A 2,816-nucleotide genomic window follows, 5' to 3' on the forward strand; every position below is an offset into this window, starting at 1 on the left:
GCATTCATCCCGGCACATAAAAGGCCTTCCAAAGCGCCGCTCCATCTGAAACGAATCATCGCCGCACGGATAACTACTGCACAGCGGAAATTGCCGAAGCCGCTGGCAACCGCACTTATCAAGTTTGGCGAGGACTGGACGAGAATGAGCGCGCCATTGACGCGTGTGCGTCTCAATCGCATTGTGCATAACAGCGCATTGTGCTTCGCGCTGGGCGCCATCCTGTCTCTCTACGCGCGCGGGGTCTTCACCGAATATCGCGTGGGTTGGGAGAGCACTTTCCTCAACGCGGAGCAGGTATATGCGGTGTTGACATTTCTGTTCACGCCAGTCATCGCGCTGTTCCAACTGCAAGGGTTCTCGCTCGCCGACGTGAAAGCATCTCATCTTACGCATACAGTATCCGGTGCCGAAGGCGCGCGTTGGGTGCATCTGTATGCGGGGACACTATTGCTCGTAGTGGTGTTGCCGCGTCTTGCACTTGCGCTATTTGCATGGTGGAGGGAAAGCAGGCTGTCGAACCATTTCCCGATCGATCTTGCACAACCTTATTTCCGCAAGCTTGCCGGAATTGTCGAGTCGTCCGCACCCGCCGTGATGCGGGTTTTCCCGTACAGCTTCACCATCGACGAAGCGCGCGACAAGAATCTTGCCCTTGTAGCGCAAATGCTGATCGGCGAACAGGCGCGACTCATGCTCCGACCCGCGACGGGATACGGCGATGAACCCGGTGAATTGCTCGGACAAACCCCTGCGGCAAAGTCGGATATTGCACTGACGGCGGCCTTGTTCAATCTGAGTGCGACGCCGGAAAAAGAGAACCATGGCGACTTCCTCGATCATCTGTCGCGCGCCGCGCCAGGCAAGCTGCTGGCATTGGTCGATGAATCCGCCTATCTGGAACGCGTGGGTGACGGTCCCGGCAGCGCATCGCGCATCCAGGAACGAATTTCCCTCTGGCGCCAGTTCTGCGAACTGCACAAGGTCCATGCGGTTATCGTCAATCTGCTTACGCCCCATAAGTACGCGGATGAACTCGACCGCGGCCTGGCTTCGCTCGCCCGCTCCCGATGAACGACACGGCACAAAAAATCCAGTTCGCTCTTATCTCGCATACCAATGCGGGAAAGACGACGCTTGCCAGGACCCTCGTCGGCATGGATGTCGGTGAAGTGCGCGATGCGCCGCATGTTACGTCGCTGTCGGAGTCGCATATGCTTCTGTCCACACCGGATGGCGACATGCTGCAGCTTTGGGATACGCCCGGGTTCGGCGATTCGGTGCGATTGCTGAAGAGGTTGGGCTTGTCCGGCAATCCAATCGGATGGTTCCTGCGGGAAGTGATAGACCGTTATCGGGACCGTCCATTCTGGTTGAGCCAGCAGGCCATGAGGACCGCCCGCGAGGAAGCGGATGTCGTGCTGTACCTTGTGAACTCGTCGGAAAACCCAAAAGACACCGGTTACCTGGCACCAGAAATGAAAATACTGCAATGGCTGGAAAAGCCGGTCGTAGTGTTGCTCAACCAGATGGGCCCGCCACGCCCCTTCGCGGAGGAGCAGGCCGAACAGTTGCAATGGGCGAAGCACCTGGAAGCCTATCCGGTGGTTCGCAAGGTCATTGCGTTGGATGCGTTTGCCAGATGCTGGGTGCATGAACGAGTGTTTTACGAGACCGTCGGCGAGCTGGTGCCGGCAGATAAGAAGGATGCCTTTGCCCGTCTGGTGACGACATGGGAGCGAAATCACGAGGCGCGCCTGCATGGCGCCATGCAATTGCTGTCGGAACAGCTCATCGAAGCCGCAGGCGATAGCGAGCCCGTCGACACCACCGGCAGTCCGATCCTCGGACCGGTGCTGAACGTGATCGGCATGGGCAAGCAGCGCGACTCCAAGCGGGTAAACAAGGCAATGGGCACATTGATGACGCGGCTGAATGAGCGGATATTGCGCACCACCACCCGCCTGCTGGAATTGCACCGCCTGGATCCGGGCGCCGCGAAGGAGATCAATGAACGAGTGAACAAGGGTTTCGTGGTGCATGCCCCTGTCGATACGAAACAGGCAGGCTTGCTGGGAGCATTGCTATCCGGCGCGGCGACCGGCGTGTCGGCCGATTTGATGGCCGGCGGCATGACGTTCGGTGCCGGCGCACTGATCGGCGCGATTGCCGGCGCCCTCACCTTTACCGGAGCTGCCTGGGCATTCAATGCTTCCACGGACAGAAATGAACCGAAGGTGCGGTTCTCCGATGAATTCCTGCGCACCCTCGTCGTTACGAGCGTACTGCGCTATCTGGCAGTTGCGCATTTCGGACGGGGCCGGGGCAATTTCGTCGAGGGCGAGGCGCCGGCTTTCTGGCAGAGTGAAGTCGAGGCTGTGGCGGCAATCAATGAGAATGCTCTCGTCGGAATATGGCAGGATGCACGGGCGGGCGATAAGCGAAGCAAGGCGCAGGATGCATTAACCGAGACGCTCAAGCGAATGACGCTGCAGGTATTCGAAAAGCTTTACCCGCACCAGATGCACACATGGACTTAGGGAAATCATAGCGGCCCGGCAGATGGGTACTCAGCGCCGCCAGCCGCCGTATCTGCCGCCATGAAAGCCATGGCCGCGAAAATGATGATGGCGATGCGCATGACCATAATGCCGGCCGCCTCCGCTTCGATAATTCAATCCAAAGCTGAAATGCACGGGTGGTCCGACGTACACAGGCGGACCATAACCATACGCCGGCGCGGGCAGAACATAAGCCGGCGGAACAGATGAGACTACGTATGGCTGTTCATAGGAATACGCCGAGTATGTCCCATA

The 2,816-nt window shown here is 58.6% G+C and carries 3 protein-coding genes; 2 read left to right on the top strand and 1 reads right to left on the bottom strand.

What is annotated here, in order from left to right:
- Together VGU61_RS03975 and VGU61_RS03980 are read left to right on the top strand one after the other, a co-directional pair.
- Positions 1-1,074, top strand: a 1,074-nt coding sequence (locus VGU61_RS03975; RefSeq protein ID WP_326857803.1) for a DUF2868 domain-containing protein, incomplete at its 5' end; no start/stop codon positions are given.
- Positions 1,071-2,540, top strand: a complete 1,470-nt coding sequence (locus VGU61_RS03980) for a DUF3482 domain-containing protein (RefSeq protein WP_326857804.1) — start codon at positions 1,071-1,073, stop codon at positions 2,538-2,540. The genes VGU61_RS03975 and VGU61_RS03980, both read left to right, overlap by 4 nt.
- Before the next feature lie 30 nt (positions 2,541-2,570).
- Here the strand turns inward: VGU61_RS03980 and VGU61_RS03985 are convergent.
- Positions 2,571-2,816 (bottom strand): hypothetical protein (locus VGU61_RS03985; RefSeq protein WP_414691592.1); only part of this gene is annotated, 246 nt, incomplete at its 5' end.

It is taken from the genome of Noviherbaspirillum sp., from assembly GCF_035944575.1.
GTDB lineage: Bacteria > Pseudomonadota > Gammaproteobacteria > Burkholderiales > Burkholderiaceae_D > Noviherbaspirillum.